General features: G+C 65.9%; 15 protein-coding genes. 7 read left to right on the top strand and 8 right to left on the bottom strand.

What is annotated here, in order from left to right:
* Positions 1 to 3 precede the first annotated feature (3 nt).
* Both ACYQOP_RS23760 and ACYQOP_RS23755 read right to left on the bottom strand, forming a co-directional pair.
* Positions 4 to 996, bottom strand: coding sequence for a DUF808 domain-containing protein (locus tag ACYQOP_RS23760; RefSeq protein WP_461224523.1), 993 nt, complete (start codon positions 994 to 996; stop codon positions 4 to 6).
* A gap of 109 nt (positions 997 to 1,105) precedes the next feature.
* The gene (locus tag ACYQOP_RS23755) at positions 1,106 to 1,990 is read right to left on the bottom strand and encodes a fumarylacetoacetate hydrolase family protein (protein ID WP_461224521.1); all 885 of its coding nucleotides are present in this window, start codon (positions 1,988 to 1,990) and stop codon (positions 1,106 to 1,108) included.
* 390 nt (positions 1,991 to 2,380) lie between these two features.
* Here ACYQOP_RS23755 and ACYQOP_RS23750 point away from each other — a divergent pair, with 390 nt between their 5' ends.
* A complete protein-coding gene (locus ACYQOP_RS23750) occupies positions 2,381 to 3,703 on the top strand; it encodes an OmpP1/FadL family transporter (protein WP_461224519.1) in 1,323 nt (440 codons plus the stop codon).
* 248 nt (positions 3,704 to 3,951) lie between these two features.
* Here the strand turns inward: ACYQOP_RS23750 and ACYQOP_RS23745 are convergent, their stop codons facing one another.
* Positions 3,952 to 5,754 carry a PHA/PHB synthase family protein gene (locus ACYQOP_RS23745; RefSeq protein ID WP_461224517.1) on the bottom strand — a complete coding sequence of 601 codons (1,803 nt, stop codon included), beginning with the start codon at positions 5,752 to 5,754 and terminating at the stop codon, positions 3,952 to 3,954.
* A gap of 114 nt (positions 5,755 to 5,868) precedes the next feature.
* Between ACYQOP_RS23745 and ACYQOP_RS23740 the strand changes: the two genes are divergently transcribed.
* The 3 genes from ACYQOP_RS23740 (at position 5,869) to ACYQOP_RS23730 (ending at position 7,905) form a co-directional block, all read left to right on the top strand.
* Positions 5,869 to 6,240 (top strand): hypothetical protein, encoded by a 372-nt coding sequence (locus ACYQOP_RS23740; protein WP_056423807.1) that lies wholly within the window; start codon positions 5,869 to 5,871, stop codon positions 6,238 to 6,240.
* Between the two features lie 107 nt (positions 6,241 to 6,347).
* Complete coding sequence (locus ACYQOP_RS23735) at positions 6,348 to 7,565, top strand: LL-diaminopimelate aminotransferase (RefSeq protein ID WP_461224515.1); 1,218 nt, start codon at positions 6,348 to 6,350, stop codon at positions 7,563 to 7,565.
* Between the two features lie 127 nt (positions 7,566 to 7,692).
* Complete coding sequence (locus ACYQOP_RS23730; RefSeq protein WP_056423810.1) at positions 7,693 to 7,905, top strand: hypothetical protein; 213 nt, start codon at positions 7,693 to 7,695, stop codon at positions 7,903 to 7,905.
* 104 nt (positions 7,906 to 8,009) lie between these two features.
* Here the strand turns inward: ACYQOP_RS23730 and ACYQOP_RS23725 are convergent, their stop codons facing one another.
* On the bottom strand, positions 8,010 to 8,303 hold the full coding sequence (locus tag ACYQOP_RS23725) for a hypothetical protein (protein WP_461224513.1): 294 nt from the start codon (positions 8,301 to 8,303) through the stop codon (positions 8,010 to 8,012).
* A 223-nt stretch (positions 8,304 to 8,526) separates the two neighbouring features.
* Here ACYQOP_RS23725 and ACYQOP_RS23720 point away from each other — a divergent pair, with 223 nt between their 5' ends.
* Complete coding sequence (locus ACYQOP_RS23720) at positions 8,527 to 8,847, top strand: hypothetical protein (protein WP_461224511.1); 321 nt, start codon at positions 8,527 to 8,529, stop codon at positions 8,845 to 8,847.
* Positions 8,848 to 8,850: 3 nt separating this feature from the next.
* Here ACYQOP_RS23720 and ACYQOP_RS23715 read toward each other — a convergent pair whose 3' ends face one another.
* Complete coding sequence (locus ACYQOP_RS23715; RefSeq protein WP_461224509.1) at positions 8,851 to 9,240, bottom strand: ribosomal maturation YjgA family protein; 390 nt, start codon at positions 9,238 to 9,240, stop codon at positions 8,851 to 8,853.
* A gap of 165 nt (positions 9,241 to 9,405) precedes the next feature.
* Between ACYQOP_RS23715 and prfB the strand changes: the two genes are divergently transcribed.
* A protein-coding gene (gene prfB / locus ACYQOP_RS23710) for a peptide chain release factor 2 (protein WP_156467674.1) occupies positions 9,406 to 10,534 on the top strand; the annotation gives its coding sequence in 2 pieces (ribosomal slippage) (positions 9,406 to 9,474 and positions 9,476 to 10,534; 1,128 coding nt in all).
* Between the two features lie 27 nt (positions 10,535 to 10,561).
* Here prfB and ACYQOP_RS23705 read toward each other — a convergent pair.
* Both ACYQOP_RS23705 and ACYQOP_RS23700 read right to left on the bottom strand, forming a co-directional pair.
* Positions 10,562 to 11,833 (bottom strand): M23 family metallopeptidase, encoded by a 1,272-nt coding sequence (locus tag ACYQOP_RS23705; RefSeq protein WP_461224507.1) that lies wholly within the window; start codon positions 11,831 to 11,833, stop codon positions 10,562 to 10,564.
* Positions 11,834 to 11,937: 104 nt separating this feature from the next.
* Positions 11,938 to 12,405 carry a peroxiredoxin gene (locus ACYQOP_RS23700; protein ID WP_461224505.1) on the bottom strand — a complete coding sequence of 156 codons (468 nt, stop codon included), beginning with the start codon at positions 12,403 to 12,405 and terminating at the stop codon, positions 11,938 to 11,940.
* 169 nt (positions 12,406 to 12,574) lie between these two features.
* Between ACYQOP_RS23700 and ACYQOP_RS23695 the strand changes: the two genes are divergently transcribed.
* Entirely contained in the window at positions 12,575 to 16,030 is a 3,456-nt protein-coding gene (locus ACYQOP_RS23695) for a YhdP family protein (protein ID WP_461224503.1), read from the top strand.
* Positions 16,031 to 16,397: 367 nt separating this feature from the next.
* Here the strand turns inward: ACYQOP_RS23695 and tyrS are convergent, their stop codons facing one another.
* A complete protein-coding gene (gene tyrS, locus ACYQOP_RS23690) occupies positions 16,398 to 17,687 on the bottom strand; it encodes a tyrosine--tRNA ligase (RefSeq protein ID WP_419952706.1) in 1,290 nt (429 codons plus the stop codon).
* Between the last annotated feature and the right edge of the window lie 34 nt (positions 17,688 to 17,721).

Raw genomic sequence — 17,721 nt, 5'->3', positions numbered from 1 at the left:
CCCTCACGCCGTCTTGCCGCGCAATCCCGACAGGCCCGACCAGAGCGGCGCGATGAGGTAACTCGTGATCGGAATCAGCGCAGCCCCGACCACGAGGCCCACGATGCCGGAGCCGATGGCGGTGACGATCCATTCGACGACGGGTCCGACCGGCGGCACCATCTTCGCGCTGCCAGCAGCGGCTTCGTGGATCACGTGGGCGACCTGGGGCAGGCCGTAACCTTCGAGACCATGGACGAGGATGCCGCCGCCGACCCAGATCATCGCGGCTGTGCCGATGATGGCCAGAAGCTGCAGGAAGACCGGCATGCCCTTGACAAGGGCACGGCCGAAGCCGCGGATCGCGCTGCCGAACACGGACGCCGAATTGTTCTTCGCCATCGCGACCCCGGCATCGTCCGCCTTCACGATGAGCGCGACGCCGCCATAGACGAAGACCGTGATGCCGATGGCGACGACCGCGAGCACGATCGCCTTCGTCCAGATGCTGCCTTCCGGAAGAGAGGCCAGGGAGATCGCCATGATCTCCGCCGACAGGATGAAATCCGTCTTGATCGCGCTGGAGACCTTACGCGCTTCCAGAGCCGCGCCGTCGCCGGCATCGGCGTCGAGCTTGGCCTCATGCGCATGCGCCTTGTGCGGGAACAGCGCCTCGTAGACCTTCTCGGTGCCCTCGTAGCAGAGGTAGGCCCCGCCGAGCATGAGCAGCGGGGTGATGGCCCAGGGAGCGAAGGCCTGCAGCAGCAGGGCCGCCGGCAGCAGGAACAGCATCTTGTTGCGCAGCGAACCGATGGCGATCTTGCCCACGATCGGCAATTCGCGCTCGGCCGCGAAGCCCACGACGTAGCGCGGCGTCACGGCGGCGTCGTCGATGACGACGCCTGCCGCCTTCGCACCGGCCTTGGCGGCTTGCCCGGCGACGTCGTCGAGGGAAGCGGCCGCGACCTTGGCGAGCCCCGCGATGTCGTCGAGGAGGGCGATCAGTCCGATGCTCAAGGTTAGGTCCTTCCAACTGCCATGGGCCGGGCCGCGCGACGCAGGTTACCGGCCAAGCTGCCTCTAGCAGAGGAGACGAGCGAGCGGGGATTTCGATCCCCGCCCCGTTTCAATGAGTCGGTTCGCCGGCCGCGACCTTCGCGGTCCAATCGTCGAAGGCGACGATTTCCTGCCGCTGCTCACCGAGGCCGGTGATGCCGAGGGTCATCACGTCCCCGCTCTTGAGGAAACGCGGAGGCTTGCGCGCCATGCCGACGCCGGGGGGCGTTCCCGTGGTGATCACGTCGCCCGGCTCCAGCATCATGAAATGCGAGAGATAGGCGACGATCTGGGCGACGTCGAAGATCATCCTCGATGTCGACCCCGTCTGCATCCGCTCGCCATTCACGTCGAGCCAGATGTCGAGGGCCGCCGGGTCGGGGATCTCGTCCAGCGTCACCAGCCAGGGCCCGAGGGGGCCGAAAGTCGGGCAGCCCTTGCCCTTGCTCCATGTCCCGCCGCGATCGAACTGGTACTCCCGCTCGGAGACGTCGTTGCAGAGGCAGAGGCCGGCCACATAGGACAAAGCCTCGTTGGCATGGACGTAGGATGCACGTGCGCCGATGACGATGGCGAGCTCCGCCTCCCAATCCGTCTTGGCCGACCCTTTCGGCAGAATGACCCGGTCGTTGGGACCGGAGATGCAGGACGGCGCCTTGTTGAAGACGATCGGCTCGGCCGGGATATCCGCGCCGATCTCCGCCGCGTGATCGGTATAGTTCAGCCCGATGGCGATGAAGTTGCGCGTTCCGCCGACACAAGGACCGAGGCGTGTCTCCGGCGACAGGAGCGGCAAGGTTTCGGGATCGACGGACCGCAGCCGCTCCAGCGACGTCGTCGCGAGGGCGGAACCGGAAATATCGCGCAGGACACCGGACAGATCCCGCAATCCGCCCTGAGCATCGATCAGACCCGGCTTCTCGTCGCCCACATCACCATGACGCACCAGTTTCATCGGCTCTCACTCCCCTTCGATCGATGGACTGGCACTGAGATCGGTCCCACCACCGTCCCTGGCAAGGTGTCGAGGCCGGCCAGGCGCATGTTGCATAATTCATACACTGCTCGGGAAACCCGCCGGAATACGCATTTTCTTGCATGAAAGCCGATGCGTAAATCCGACAGTTTAGATGTGAACCATCTACCGCGATGCTTTTCGGTGACACAGGCCGATGATGTCATCGAATGCATCCTCAAAGTAAATCTCAGATTAGGAAACGATTAACACCTCAACTAACATGGATTGCATAGACCGGCCAAGAACGGCACTCTTCTGCTCAAGATGCGGGCCGGGGATCACTCCACGGTAAATCCGAGCATCGTAAGCAAGGGTCGGGAAGAGGACATGGCCATGACGATTCGCAACGCGGCTCTGGCGGGAATTTCTACCGCGCTCCTGACCCTGACGGCGGGGGGAGCCCTGGCCGGCGCGTTCGGTATCCGCGAACAGAGCACCCTTGCCCAAGGTCAGGCTTTCGCCGGTGCGGCATCCGGCTCCGGAGGCGTCTCGTCGATGTTCTGGAACCCGGCGACGATCACCATGAATCCCGGCTGGGTCAGCGAGCAGAATCTCAGCTTCATCAACCTCTCCTCCAAGATCACCCCGACCGACGGCACCTCGCCGTTATTCGCGCCACTGGGCGGCAGCGGCGATATCGGCCAGGGAGCCGTGATCCCGGCCGGTGCCACCTCCTATCAGCTGACCGACAGGCTCTGGATCGGCATCCAGACCGGCGCTCCGTTCGGCCTCGTGACCAAGCCCCGCGATGACTGGGCCGGTGAAGTCTATGGACGGTCGAGCCGAATCTTCTCGCTTTCGTTCAACCCGACCATCGGCTTCAAGGTCAACGAGTGGCTCTCGATCGCCGCCGGGCCGAACATCGAGTATTTCCGGCTGACCCTTCGCCAAGCCTTCCCGCTCTCGTTCAGCCCGCTCATCGCCCCCAACGCGTCGCTCAAGGGAGAATCCTGGGGCGTGGGCTTCACGGCGGGCGTGCTCATCACCCCCTGGGCCGGGACGGCGTTGGGCGTCGGCTATCGCTCCTCCGTGCATCACGACATCGAAGGCGCCTTCCTATTGCCGGGGCCGGCGGCCCTCCTGAGCCAGCAGGTGACCGCCAACCTCAACACCCCGGAAAAGCTGAGCGTCGGCCTGACCCAGGCCGTCAGCCCGGTCGCCCGTGTCAATCTCGGTTTCGAGTGGGACAATTGGTCGAGGCTCGGCGATGTCGGCATCGTCGGCCGCACCACCGGCGGCATCGCGACCACGCTGCCACTGAACTACAAGGACGGCTACACCTATTCCGTCGGCGGCGAGTACGATTGGTCGCCGGCCCTGACCGTCCGGGGCGGTCTCGCCTATGAGCAATCGCCCATCGATTTCTCGAACCGCTCGGTGCGGCTGCCCGACAGCGACCGCTTCAACGTCTCGCTCGGTGGCAGCTATCGCTGGAGCGAGAAGCTGACCCTGAACATCGCCTATTCCCACCTCTTCCTCGTGGGCGATTCGAAGCTCCTGGCCGGGCCGGGCCGCGACTACAACTTCCGCGACATCCCCTTCGCGGCCGATACCAGCGGCAGCGCGGACATCGTTTCGGTGGGCTTCCGCTACGTCTTCGGAACGCCTGCCGCTCCGATCGCTCCTGCGCCGCTGGTGCGGAAGTTCTGAGGGTCCTCGACCGGAACACCGCGGCTTTGAGGAGATCTTCCCCCCTCGACCTCATCCTGAGGTGCAGCGATAGCCGCCCCGAAGGAGCCCTCCAGACACCGTTGCGCGAACTGGAGGGCTCCCTCGAAGCCTACGCTCCGTCACCTCAGAATGAGGTGACGGGGATTCGAAAAAAGGCAGTCGAACACCTGTCAGCCGGCCGCACGAGCCACCGACGGTCGCGTTCTCGACTCGGCCATTCGATCCGATCACGCCTTCATGCGGACATAGGTCCCGGGCGCCGGCCCGAGGGAGGCGAGGCCTCCTTCTCCCGGAATCCGGGCAGGCACGCGGGCGGGCGCCTGCTTTTCCAGCCATTCGAACCAATAGGGCCACCACGACCCCTTGTGCTCGGTCGCCGCCGAGATCCAATCCTCCAGGCGTCCCTTGGCCACCCCGCCGGTCCAGTACCCGTATTTCGGCTTGGAAGGCGGGTTGACTACGCCAGCGATATGACCGGACCCGGCCAGGACGTAGTCGACCGGCCCGCCGAACTTCGACGACCCTTCGAACACCGAGATGGCGGGGGCGATGTGATCCTCGCGGGTGGCGAGGTTGAAGATCGGCACCTTCACCTTCTTCAGGTCGAGACGCACGTTCCCGAGGATCATGCGGCCTTGAGCGAGGGTGTTATCGAGGTAGCAATTGCGCAGGTAAAAGGAATGGTTGGCCGCCGGCATCCGCGTGGCGTCCGCGTTCCAGTAGAGAAGGTCGAAGGCCGAGGGTGTCTGTCCCTTCACGTAGTTGTTGACCACGTAGGACCAGATCAGGTCGTTCGGGCGCAGCATGTTGAAGGCGGCCGCCATGCCGGAGCCTTCGAGGTAGCCGCGCTTCTTCATGCGGGCTTCGATGCCGCGAATCTGCTCCTCGTCGGCGAAGACCTTCAGATCGCCGGCATGGGTGAAATCCACCTGCGTCGTCAGGAAGGTGGCGCTCTTGATCCGCTTGTTGCCGGTGGCCGCCTGCATGGCCAGGGTCACCGCCAGCAGAGTGCCGCCGACGCAATATCCCGCCGCCGCGACCTCGCTCTCACCGGTGGCGACACCGATCGCGTCGATGGCCGCCTCGATGCCCTCGCGCATGTAGCTCTCGAAATCCTTGTCGGCATGGCGCTCGTCGGGGTTCACCCACGAGATGCAGAAGACCGTGAGGCCCTGCGACACCATCCAGCCGATCAGGCTTTTCGACGGGTTGAGATCGAGGATGTAGAACTTGTTGATCCAGGGCGGCACGATCAGGAACGGGCGCTTCAGCACCGTCTCTGTGGTCGGCGAATACTGGATGAGTTCCATCAGATCGTTGCGGAACACCACCTCGCCGGGGGACACGGCGACGTTGACGCCGACCTCGAACCCGGACGGATCGGTCTGGCGGACGCGCAGCTGACCTTTGCCAGCCTCGATATCCTCCGCGAGCATCTTCATGCCGCGCACGAGATTGGCGCCGTTCTCCTGCAGCGTGTGCCGAATCAGTTCGGGATTGGTCATCACGAAATTCGAGGGCGAGAGCGCGCCGACGATCTGCCGGAGGTAGAACTGCGCCTTGTGCCGCGTATGCTCGTCGATCCCGTCGGCCTCGTCGACGAGTTCTTCCGCCCAGCGGGAGGTGATGAGGTAGCTCTGCTTGATGAAGTCGAAGATCGGGTTGGTGGACCATTCCGCATGTTTGAAGCGGTTGTCCTTCGCCTCGGGCAAAGCCACGGGCGGGGCCTCCTCGCCCTGGAGTCGATGCCAGGTCGAGCCCCACAGGGTAATGAACGCGTCGCTGAGCTTCTTCTGGGCTTCGAGGGACTTCTGCGGATCGACCATCCAACGCTCGGCGACGGTGCCGAGGGTCTTGACGACGTCGTTGACCTCTTCCGGGGGCTTGGCCAGTTCGGGGTCGAGCGGGTCGGCTTGGCTGATCGGCTTCATGTAGGCGCCGGCCGTCCGGGTGAACTCCTCGATCAGCAACGTCGCGTTGCGGGACAAGGCGTCGATATCGGGAAGCGGTGTCGTCCTGTCGGTCGTCACGCGTGGATTTCCCCTCTATTCCGTGGGACGGCCCGGCCGAACCGTCCTCGTTCTCGACAAATTAACGCGGCACCTCGACTTTCCGCCAGGGCGCGGCTTACGTTTCAGGTCATTATGTCAGAGCCTTCATCACGGAATCACAGGCGGTGCGGCTTTGCTCCGCGCTTCGCCCTCGTCCTCGGCGGACTTCTCGCCGCAGGAGGATGCTCCGGCGACCTCAACGCCATGCGCGGCGCCTATACGCTCGCCGGCGGAGGGCCGAAAGATGTGAAGGCGCCCGACTTCGTGGTGCAGTCCCGCAAGACCGACGCCGATTACCTGCCCGTCGGCGTCGCAGCACCCGCCAGACCCATCAGCGCCCGCACCGCCGAGGGGACCAAGAGTCTGGAGAACGATCTGATGGGCGCTCGTGGGCGTAACGAGGCCAAGGGCCGCGCCGCCGAGAGCGCCGCCCGCGCCACCGGCCAGATCCAGCCTGCACAATAACGGTCGGCTCCGGGCCGCCGAAATGGTAGACAGGCCGACCACGTCAGAGTGATGACAGTTTTGAACGCGCGAATCATGCGATTCGCGCATCGGACCCCGTGAAGCCCATGACCGATTTTCACCGCATCAAGCGCCTGCCCCCCTACGTGTTCGAGCAGGTCAACCGGATCAAGGCCCAGGCGCGCGCCAATGGCGCCGACATCATCGATCTCGGCATGGGCAATCCCGATCTCGACGCCCCGCGTCATGTCATCGCCAAGCTGGTGGAGACGGCGGGCAAGCCGCGCACGGACCGCTACTCGTCCTCGAAGGGCATCGCCGGTCTGCGCCGCGCCCAGGCGAATTATTACAAGCGCCGCTTCGGCGTGAGCCTGAACCCCGACACGCAGGTGGTGGCGACGCTCGGCTCGAAGGAGGGCTTCGCCAACATGGCGCAGGCGATCACCGCGCCGGGCGACGTCGTGCTGGTGCCGAATCCGAGCTACCCGATCCACGCCTTCGGCTTCCTGATGGCGGGCGGCGTGATCCGCTCCGTGCCGGCCGAGCCGACCCCGGCCTTCTTCCCGGCCGTGGAAAAGGCCATGCAGCACTCGATCCCGAAGCCGGTGGCGATCGTGGTCTGCTACCCTTCGAACCCCACAGCCTACGTCGCGAGCCTCGATTTCTACCGGGACCTCGTCGCCTTCGCCAAGCGCCACGAGATCATCATCCTGTCGGACCTCGCCTATGCGGAGGTCTATTTCGACGGCGAGCCGCCACCCTCCGTTCTGGAAGTGCCGGGCGCGATCGACTGCACGGTGGAATTCACCTCGCTCTCGAAGACCTTCTCCATGGCCGGCTGGCGCATGGGCTTCGCTGTCGGCAACGAGCGCTTGCTCGCGGCGCTGACCCGCGTGAAATCCTACCTCGATTACGGTGCCTTCACGCCGATCCAGGTCGCGGCGACGGCTGCCCTGAACGGGCCGGAAGATTGCATCGTCGAGATGCGCGGGATCTACAAGAAGCGCCGGGACGCGCTGATCGAGTCGTTCGACAAGACCGGCTGGAAGATCCCGAGCCCGTCGGCGTCGATGTTCGCCTGGGTGCCGATTCCGGAAAAGTATCAGAGCCTCGGCAGCCTGGAATTCTCCAAGCTGCTTCTCGAGAAGTCGGACGTCGCGGTGGCGCCGGGTATCGGTTTCGGCGAACACGGCGACAATTACGTCCGTATCGCGCTGGTCGAGAACGAGCAGCGCATCCGTCAGGCGGCCCGCAATATTCGCCGTTTCTTCGAGACGTCCGACCGCACGCTGCACAACGTCGTGCCGTTGACCAAAGCGGGCTGACGCATCGGAGACGATGTTGCGGGGAGGAGACAGGTCGCGCCAAAGCGGCCGGTGACCCTCTCATGTGCTTGTCACATGCCGTCCCGGTGAGCAGGGTCGCGGAATGTCGCCTGCCACCGAGGATCGTATGCGCGGATTGACCCTGACCGTCGCGCTGCTGCTGGCCGGATCGGCCGGTGCTTGCGCGCCGAACCCGATCGTCGCGCGTGACCCCGTTCCCGCGCCCGAGCCGGGCCTGAGCTATGTCTGCGATTCTCGGCCCTTCGTCCTGAATGCGGTCGTCAGCAATTGCGAACCAGTTCATCGCGAGCCGCAGGTCGTGCTTCGTTCCAAGGGCTGATCCGCCCGGACGGAGCACCCTTTCATGAAAAAGGCCGGAGCATCGCTCCGGCCTTTTCCTTTCAGAGGGCGATCAGCCCACTCCTAAAACGGTCGGACCTTGCCTCAGCGGGCGGCCGGCGCCGGGCTCACGGGGCGCGGTGCCGCGCTCGGATCGTTGGTCGTCATACCGGGAGTGGCCGGCACGGCATTGCCCGGTGCCATGCGGGCACCCGGTGCGGTCGCGGTTCCGGTGGTCGCCGGGCCGGCCTCGAGGCTGTCCCCCTTGCCCACGACACCCGACTTCGAACCGGCGGCGTTGGTGCCGTGGCTCTCGGGCATGCCGGTCTGTGCGAAGGCGGCACCGGACAGGGCAACGACAAGGGTGGCAGCGGCGGCAGAAATCTTGATGGCGGTCACGTTGGGCTCCTTGTTGGATGCGCTTGAAGATCGCGCTTGGGAGGTCAACGCGGCGCGTCCGGCTCGGTTGCCCCAGGGATCGGACGCCCATCCCGAGCCCGGAGGGCGGACGTGAAAAAGTTGCGGCTTGGCGCGCCAATGACACGGACAGGCAACCTCTCCTGAGTCATGGTAGGAGCAAGAGCGGCCGCGGCCGCATGTGAACACCGCGACGGAGCGACCCGTGCAGCATCTCTCGACATTCGCCGCCGCCGGCCTGATCGGCCTCGGCCTGTCCGTCGCCACCGGCGCGGTCGCCCAGACCTTCTATACGGCCTCGCATGGCCCCTACATCCTGCCGACGGACCGGGCGACGGGCCGTCCCGTCCCTGACGATGCGCGTGCGATTCCCGTGCCCAGCGTCATGAATGGCGGCGGGTTCGGCCTCAGCGGCAACAGCTATTTCGAGGATTCGCCGACGGAAGGTCCGCTGAACGGACGCAAGCGGCCGCACGAATTCGTCCTGGCCCCGGCGCGCGTCGCGCCCCCCGCCTACGGGCGCTGACCTCTATTCCCCATCCGCCCGCGATCTGACCAGACGATCCACGAGGGCCGACGCCGCGAGGCCCGCCGCATAGGCGACGAGGTTCCAGGGCGAGAAGATCCGTCCGAGCAAAAGAGCACCGGCGAGCGTCAGCCTGAAAGCGTCGAGCGCTGGCGTATGGATGAGGCGGGAGAGTTCGACCAAGAGGGCGATCGTCCCGGCAAAGATAAGAATGGCCCTCGTGCGCCGGCCCGGCAGCAGCACCGCGACCAGGCAATAGACCATAGCGCCCCATAGGGCTGAGCCGCCGTATTTTACGATCCCCGAGGGCAGTCCGACAGGGACGAAGCGGAGGGTCAATCCCGCGCCGATGACGGCCAGGCCAGCCGCGAGATAGAGCGCGCGTGTCCGCATGCGGGCGGTGGGTCTGGAAGCTATGTGTGGCGCCATGCGTTCGCAGCGTCTCGGATCGTGACGGATAAGGAAGACGGGCGCCGCCGTTTACACCGGGCAGGCGTCTCGGTATCACCCGCGCTCACACGCCGAGCCCCATACCTTCACCACGAGCCGAAACACCAGATGCGCGCCGAGATCGAACAACTCTCGGATGCCGCCAAGCAGTCGATCGGACTGCTGAGGAGGCATCTTTGACTGGGATACCGTCGAGAAACGACTCGCGGAGCTGAATGCGGCTTCCGAGAACCCCGACCTCTGGAACGATGCGGAGGCGGCGCAGAAGGTCATGCGTGAACGCGGCGCCCTCGAAGAGGCCGTGGCTGCGATCAGGAAACTCGCGCAGGATCTGGACGATGCCGTCACGCTGATCGAGCTCGGCGAGATGGAAGGCGACCAGGACACCATTCTCGAGGGCGAGAATGGCGTTCGCGCCGTCGAGAAGGAGGCTGCGCGCCGCCAAATCGAGACTCTCCTGTCCGGCGAAGCCGACGGGCTCGACACCTATGTCGAGGTCCATGCCGGAGCCGGTGGCACCGAGAGCCAGGACTGGGCGAACATGCTCCAGCGCATGTACGGCCGCTGGGCCGAGCGCCGGAAGTACAAGGTCGACATCGTCGAATGGTCGGATGGCGACGAGGCCGGGATCAAGGGCGCCACGCTCATGGTCAAGGGCCACAACGCCTATGGCTGGCTCAAGACGGAATCCGGCGTTCACCGCCTCGTTCGGATCTCGCCCTACGATTCCAGCGCGCGCCGGCATACCAGCTTCGCCAGCGTCCGGGTCTATCCGGTGATCGATGACCGCATCGTCATCGAGATCAAGGAATCGGATTGCCGCATCGACACCTATCGCTCGTCGGGCGCCGGTGGCCAGCACGTGAACACCACCGATTCGGCCGTGCGCATCACCCACAACCCGACCGGGATCGTGGTGGCGTGCCAGCAGGAGCGGTCCCAGCACAAGAACCGGGCCACCGCCTGGAACATGCTGCGCGCCCGGATGTACGAGGCCGAGCTCAAGAAACGCGAAGAGAAGGCCAACGCCGAGAACGCGGCCAAGACCGATATCGGTTGGGGCCACCAGATCCGGTCCTACGTGCTGCAGCCGTATCAGCTGGTGAAGGACCTGCGCACGGGCACCCAGTCCACCGATCCCGACGAGGTACTGGACGGCGCGCTCGATCCTTTCATGGAAGCGTCGCTGGCCCAGCGCGTCTATGGCGGAGCCGGCGAGGTCGAGGACATCGACTGATCCTCGCTTGCCTTCAGATGTGCGCTCCTAGCGGGCGGCGAGGAACTGCGCGTCCGATCCGCTGAGGACGCGCAGGAAACGCAGCGGGTCCACGGGCTCGCCGTCGATTCTCGTCTCGTAATGCAGGTGGCTTCCCGTCGAGCGTCCGGTGGAGCCGACGCGGCCGATGGCGGCTTCGGCCTCGACCCATTCTCCGGGCCCGACCGAGACCGACGAGAGATGGGCGTAGCGGGTGACGAGCCCGTTGCCGTGGTCGAGTTCGACCATGTTGCCATAGCCGCCGCTGTAATCTGCGACCGTCACCCGGCCGGCCGCCGTCGCGCGCGCGCTTTCCCCGAACTCGGCCTTCATGTCGAGGCCGGTATGCAGGGCGAGCCCGCGCGTGAACGGATCGAGACGCGGTCCGAAACCGCTCGACAGGCTGTACTTGCCGGTCAGGGGCTGCCGGACGGGGAGGGCGGATGCGATGCGGCGCAGGCGGTCTTCCTCGCCGAGAGCCCGCTGAACCTGTCCGACCGCGATGCCGAACGGATCGGCAGAGAGCGGCACGAGCGGCCCGCCAATGCCCGCCTCGCGCTGGCGCTCGAAACGCTGCGGGTCGAGGCCGGCCCGGAACACGATGTCGCGCAGGCGCTGGGACCCACGGATCGCGCGCACGCCCAACCCGTCCAGGGTTCGGATCTGGTCCGCTCCCAGTCGATCGAGGCGCTGGTCGAGCGCCGCCAGAACCTGCTCGCTCTTCCGCAGGGATTGGCGGCCGGGCTGTCCGTCAGTGTCGCGCGAGCGCAGTTCGAGTGCATCCGGAGTGGGAAACGGCTTCGGCACCGACTTGGGCAATGGCGCAGCAAACGACTTAGCAACGGGATCGGCCACCGGACCGGCATAGCCGAGGGCCCCGGTCTCGACTGGATCGTCGACGCCGATCTGGTCGGCGGCAATGATTGGGCGTTGCGCCTCGCCGGCGAGAAGCGCGAGCTGGGCCTGACGCTTCTCCAGCACGGCCTGACGTTGCGAGAGATCGGCGATGCGCGCGGCGATGCCCTCACGCGTCGCCAGATGCTCCATCGTCGCCCGGTCGAGCTGAAGCCTGAGGGCTCCGATCCGCTCCTCGTACCCGTATTGGAGGGCGGTCTGCTGGGACACGAACCGGGCCAGCACCTCGTCGTGGAACACCAAGTACCACGTGGCGCCCCCGGCCCAGAGCGTGGCGATCGCCAGCCCGCAAGCCAAAGCCGGCACGAGGCGCCGCCCGGCTTTCGGCAAGCGCAACCCTCCGGCGATAGGTGACGACAGGCGCATACGGGCAACCCCAATCCAACTCGCGCCATTGGAGGGGATCAGGGTTAAAGAAGCGCAAAATCGCGCGTCAGGGGATTAGCCATGATGCCGGAGGGGGACAGCTTTCAGGCGAGGGCGCGCGCGGCGGCCAGGACCTCGTCGGCATGGCCGGGAACTTTCACCTTCGGCCAGATCCGCGCGATGCGGCCCTGCGCGTCGATCAGCACCGTGGTGCGCTCGACGCCCATATATTTACGGCCGTACATGCTCTTCTCGACCCACACGCCGTAGGCTTCGAGCATCGCCTTGCTCTCGTCTGAGGCGAGCGGAAAGGTCAGATCGTATTTGGCCCGGAACTTGTCATGGCTCTTCACCGAATCGGGTGAAACGCCCACCACGACGGCACCGGCTTCCGCAAAGGCGTCGCCAAGAGCGTTGAACCCCTGCGCCTCCAGGGTGCACCCGCTGGTATCGTCCTTGGGGTAGAAATAGAGTACGACCTTGCGACCCAAGAGCGCATCGAGACTGATCTCCGCGCCGCCCGCTCCGGGCAACGTGAAGGCGGGAGCGTGATCTCCGGTGTCGAGAGACATGATGCCTTCCTTTCGGCCGATTGATAGTGTGCCACAAGAGGCGTTGATCGAGGGGTGCACGTAACCCCTCGGCTGAGGACCGAAAGATTGCCGGGTCAAGGCAACCCCGAATCCCGGACACCCGCTCGATAGCGTGAGCGGCCCGTCCGATCCAGCGGCTCAAGGATCGATGAACCAGGACACGGCCACAGGTTTGCGACGGGGCAGATCGCGCCGCCGGCGGCGCCCGCTGCTATGGTGCTCGGTCGTGCTCGTGGTCGCCCTGACGCTCGCCGTTACCGGCGCGTTCTGGCGTCTGACCAACGGTCCCCTGCGCATCGACGGCATGTCCGAACGCGTGGCCTCGGCCATCGCGGGCAGCATCGGCCCTGGCTGGCGGGTGGACCTGCGCGACAGCACCGTCGAGCTCGATTCCGAGAATTCCCTGGCGCTTCAGGTCGCCGGCCTCGACATCCACAACCCGGACGGCGCCCTTGTGCTGCGCGCTCCCATGGCGGTGGTGAGCCTAGATACCTGGGGTCTGCTGCGCCTCGCCGTCCAGCCGAGGGCCATCGAGTTCCGCGATCTGCAGATGACGGCCCTGGTCCACCGCGACGGGTCCATCGCCTTCGCCGGTTCCGATCCGGCCCATGCCGCGGCGGAGCCTCATACGCTGCCCAGCGTGGATAGTGCCCGAGGAACCTCGTCGCCGATCTCGGCCGCCATCGCTTCGATCTTCGGCATCGTCCTCGATCCGGCCGGCGTGGTCGGAGCCCTCGACCGGGCGCGGATCACGAACGGTCGCCTGACGCTGATCGACGACGACGCCCGCCAGCGCGGGGTGTTCGAGCATGTGAACGGTCTGTTCCGGCGCGACGCGGTGCGGGACTCCCGCGTGTTCGAGCTGCGCATCGACGGCCCTCACGGGGAATGGCGCTTCGGCGGTGACCTGCACGAGGGCGGCGAAGGAAAGCGCAACGGCATCATCACCCTGGACGATCTGCCGGTCACCGATCTCCTCCTCCTCTCGGGGCAATCGAAACTGCCGATCGAGACCGACCTGAAGGTCTCGGCCAAAGCGGAAGTAGGCCTCGACCAGGGCCGGATCGAAACCCTAAAAGCGACGGTCAAGACCAGCGATGGCAATTTCCTCATTGAGGAAAAGGACTTCAACCCGGTCACCATCGAGAGCCTGACCGCCTCGGTCAGTTGGGACGAGGCCAAGCGGGTCCTGAACCTCGACAGCATCGATTATCTCGGAGCCGGCAACGCGGTGCATCTCGCCGGCGTCTGGACCGCGAGCCCGGTGGGGGGCCCCACGGCCTGGACCCTGGCCCTCGCGGGCAAGGATGCGATCCTGCGCGGTGCCGCCAGGACCGACAAGCCGGTCAAGCTCGACGCCCTCTCGGCCCATGTCACGGGACGGGATGGCGGCATGTCCATCGACGAGTTCACCGTGGCGGGAGCCGGTGGAGCCACCGGCCGGGTCACCGGTACGGTGGACACCAGCGCTGACGAGGGCGGCCTCACCCTGAAGATCAATGCGGCCCATACCGATGGGCGCATGGCCCTGCGCCTGTGGCCGGAGCATATCGCTCCGCCCGCCCGCGAGTATCTGGTGGACAACCTCCAGGGCGGCCTCGTGGACAAGGTCGACATCACCGTGGACATGAGCGGCAGTGAGCTTGCCGCCGCGACGCGTGGCGAGCCGATGCCGGACAGCGCCATCCATATCGATTTCGCCGTCTCCAACGCCACGCTGGCGGTGAGCGAGGGCGCTCCCCCCCTGAGCCGCGGCCGTGTGACGGGGACCATCACCGGCCTGACCACGAACATCCGCGGCGTCACCGCCGACATCAAGATGCCGGACGACCGGACGCTCTACATCACGGACGGCTCGTTCGTGATCCCGAAGATCACGCCGGACACCGTCACCGCCCAGATCGGCCTCAAGCTCGGCGGCGGCGCGGACGCCCTCGTCGCTTTGCTCCAGACCAAGATGTTCAAGAACCTCACCGGGGTCGAGATCGACCCGGCTTCGGTCAAGGGCAATGCCGATCTGCGCATCGACTTCCCGCTCAACCTCAAGCGCATCCCCGAATTGCCGGACCTTCCCGTGAGCCTCACCGGAACCCTGAACGACCTCGCCGTCGAGAAGGCCTTCGGTAAGGAGAAGCTGGAGAACGGCCGCTTCGCCGTTACCTACGAACGGGGCGGTTTCACCCTGAAGGGCGACGGCCGGGTCCTCGGCTCGCCGCTCACCCTCGACCTGCGCCAACCGAAGGCGGGCGCACCGGGCGAGGTCAACGCGACGCTCCTCGTCGACGAAGCCCTGCGGGCGAGGCGAGGCCTGCCGGTGGCCCCGCAACTCGCCGGGCCGATCCCGCTAAAGATCAATCTCGCGATCGGAAAGGGGAGCCCGGCGCGCTCGCCCATCCGCATGGAAGCGGATCTGTCCCGAGCCTCCATCGATGGCCTGATTCCGGGCTTCGTCAAACCGGCCGGCAAGCCGGGGCGCGTCAGCTTCGTCATGACAGAGGTCAGCCCGGGCGGGGCCATGGACCTGCGCGACATCGTCCTCGATGCCGGCAGCGCCAGCGCGCGCGGCACGGCGGCGATCAATGGCGATGGGCAATTCGACCGGGCCGACCTTTCGAGCTTCAAGCTCTCGCCCGGCGACGACATGCGCATTCAGATCGACCGCAGCGGCAACCTCTACAAGGTGGGCGTGAAAGGGGCCGTGGCCGATGCGCGGCCCTTCATGAAGTCGCTTGGAGGACCCGAGGGCAAGGCCGGCAAGGAAAGCGGCCGGGACCAGTCCAAGGAGATCGAGGCCGATATCAGCTTAGGCATCATCACCGGTTTCAACGGCGAGGCGCTGACCGGCGCCAGCGCGAAGCTCTCGATGAAGGGCAAGGATTTCCGCTCGGGTCGCCTGCAAGGCCGCTTCAACGGAGCCGGCTTCTCGGCGGTGGTGTCCCGCTCGGGGCGCAGCGATCCCTCGATCAACATCGAGACCACCGATGCCGGGGCGACCCTGCGTTTCGTCGATATCTACAAGCGCATGTATGGCGGGCGCCTCGTCCTCGGCAGCACCCTCGGAGACGGGCCGCAGACCGGCGTGGTCCAGATCCGCGATTTCATGCTGCGCAACGAGCCGGCCCTGTCGAGCATCATGGCGCAGGGCCCGGCGACCAGCGAAGTCGTCGATGCCAAGGGCCGCAAGCAGATCATCCAGAATGCCGGCAACGACGTGAACTTCGACCGCCTGCGGGCAAACTTCACCCGCACCGGCAGCCGCGTCGACTTCACCGACGCCGCCATCTCCAACGCGGCGATGGGCTTCACCATGAGCGGCTATCTCGACACGGCCAAGGAACGCGCCGACATCAACGGCACCTTCGTTCCGCTCTACGGGCTAAACAACGTCGTCTCGCGCCTGCCGCTGTTCGGACAGCTTCTCGGCGGCGGGAACAACGAGGGCCTGTTCGCCCTGAATTTCCGGGTCTCGGGCCGCCTGTCCAAGCCGGATGTGAGTGTGAACCCGCTTTCAGCCCTGGCTCCCGGAATCCTGCGTCGGCTGTTCAGCGCCGGAGGCAATGACGGCTTTCCCGGCGCGACCTCCGCCGGAGAGACCGAACGCTGAGGTAGCCGGCCACGTCCTCCCTCTGCGGGCTACGGGATTTATACAACTGCTTTTAGGCAGACCGCGTCCCTCTCCCCCTTGTAGGGAGAGGTTAGGAGTGGGGGTGGCTCCGCCAGCCTCCGCAGCAGCGGGAGGGGCACCCGACCACCCCACCTCCAACTCCTCCCCACAAGGCGGAGGAGGGCAGGGTGGCGCATCCCGCGAACTATGTGAATGCTCTAGCGCCGCCGGCGGGAGAGGGGGCGATCTCTCCGAACAACGTGCTCCCCTCATCCGACCCGCTTCGCGGGCCACCTTCCCCCGCAGAGGGGGGAAGGAGATGCGCCACACTTTCGAAAGCCCCGATCGAGGTTCTACCCCCGTCGCCTCACTCGATCCGGAGAAGCACGTGCTTCTTGCGGCCGAAGGAAAGCTTCACCACGCCGTCCTGGCCGAGATCGGCCATGTTCAGCACTGCCTTCTCGTCGGTGATCTGGACGTCGTTGACGCGCAATCCGCCGCTCTTGATCTGGCGCCGCGCCTCGCTGGTGGAGGGGACGAGCTTGGCGTGGTCGGGACCGAAGGCCGAGAGCACGCCGAGACCAGCTTCCAAAACGGAGCGGGCGACGGTGACGCTCGGCAGGTCCTGCGCCACGGCGCCTTCCACGAAGGTCTTGCGGGCGGTCTCGGTCGCAGCGTCGGCTGCCTCGCGCCCGTGCATGAGCGCCGTCGCCTCGGTGGCCAGCACCTTCTTGGCCTCATTGATCTCGGCGCCCTGGAGCGCCTGAAGCCGGGCGATCTCGTCCATCGGCAGCAGGGTGAACAGCTTGAGGAACCGAGCCACGTCGGCATCCTCGGTGTTGCGCCAGAACTGCCAGTAATCGTAGGGGCTCAACATCCCGGCATCGAGCCAGACCGCTCCGGCCGCCGTCTTACCCATCTTCGCGCCGGACGCCGTGGTAAGCAGCGGACAGGTCAGGCCGTAGAGCTGCGGCGTGCCCATGCGGCGGCCGAGATCGATGCCGTTGACGATGTTCCCCCACTGGTCCGATCCGCCCATCTGCAGGATGCAGCCGTAGCGGCGGTTCAGCTCCACGAAATCGTAGGATTGCAGGATCATGTAGTTGAATTCGAGGAACGACAGTTCCTGATCGCGCTCCAGGCGCATCCGCACGCTGTCCATCGACATCATGCGGTTGACCGAGAAGTGACGCCCAATATCGCGCAGCATCTCGATGTAGTTGAGCTTGGTCAGCCACTCGGCGTTGTCGACCATGGTCGCGCCGTTGCCGCCGCCCCCGAAGGTCAGGAACCGCGAAAAGGTCTTCTGGATCCCGGCCTTGTTCTCCTCGATCTGCTCCAGCGTGAGGATTTTCCGCGACTCGTCCCGCCCGGACGGGTCGCCGACGCGGGTCGTGCCGCCGCCCATCAGGGTGATCGGCGTGCCTCCGGTCTTCTGCAGCCAGTGCAGCATCATGATCGACAGCAAATGCCCCACATGCAGCGAGGCGGCCGTGCAATCGTAGCCGACATAGGTCGTCAGGCGGCCTTCCAGGGCCGCCGCGTCGATCCCGGCGAGGTCCGATCCCTGGTGGATGTAGCCGCGCTCGGACAGAACCCGCAGGAAGTCGGATTTCGGCGCGAAGGTCTCAGGCTGGTTCGGCGTAGCGGTGGACATGCGGGGTTCCGGATTCGACGGGTCGCGGCGCGGG

The organism is Methylobacterium sp. CM6247 (assembly GCF_054817925.1).
This window is presented reverse-complemented; position numbering and strand designations above follow the sequence as displayed.

Bases quoted from the DNA above. Each gene is read 5' to 3' on its own strand.
- ACYQOP_RS23755 (WP_461224521.1), bottom strand. From the start codon at position 1,990: ATGAAACTGGTGCGTCATGGTGATGTGGGCGACGAGAAGCCGGGTCTG.
- ACYQOP_RS23750 (WP_461224519.1), top strand. From the start codon at position 2,381: ATGGCCATGACGATTCGCAACGCGGCTCTGGCGGGAATTTCTACCGCG.
- ACYQOP_RS23740 (WP_056423807.1), top strand. From the start codon at position 5,869: ATGTCAGAGCCTTCATCACGGAATCACAGGCGGTGCGGCTTTGCTCCG.
- ACYQOP_RS23735 (WP_461224515.1), top strand. From the start codon at position 6,348: ATGACCGATTTTCACCGCATCAAGCGCCTGCCCCCCTACGTGTTCGAG.
- ACYQOP_RS23730 (WP_056423810.1), top strand. From the start codon at position 7,693: ATGCGCGGATTGACCCTGACCGTCGCGCTGCTGCTGGCCGGATCGGCC.
- ACYQOP_RS23715 (WP_461224509.1), bottom strand. From the start codon at position 9,240: ATGCGGACACGCGCGCTCTATCTCGCGGCTGGCCTGGCCGTCATCGGC.
- ACYQOP_RS23705 (WP_461224507.1), bottom strand. From the start codon at position 11,833: ATGCGCCTGTCGTCACCTATCGCCGGAGGGTTGCGCTTGCCGAAAGCC.
- ACYQOP_RS23700 (WP_461224505.1), bottom strand. From the start codon at position 12,405: ATGTCTCTCGACACCGGAGATCACGCTCCCGCCTTCACGTTGCCCGGA.
- ACYQOP_RS23695 (WP_461224503.1), top strand. From the start codon at position 12,575: ATGAACCAGGACACGGCCACAGGTTTGCGACGGGGCAGATCGCGCCGC.
- tyrS (WP_419952706.1), bottom strand. From the start codon at position 17,687: ATGTCCACCGCTACGCCGAACCAGCCTGAGACCTTCGCGCCGAAATCC.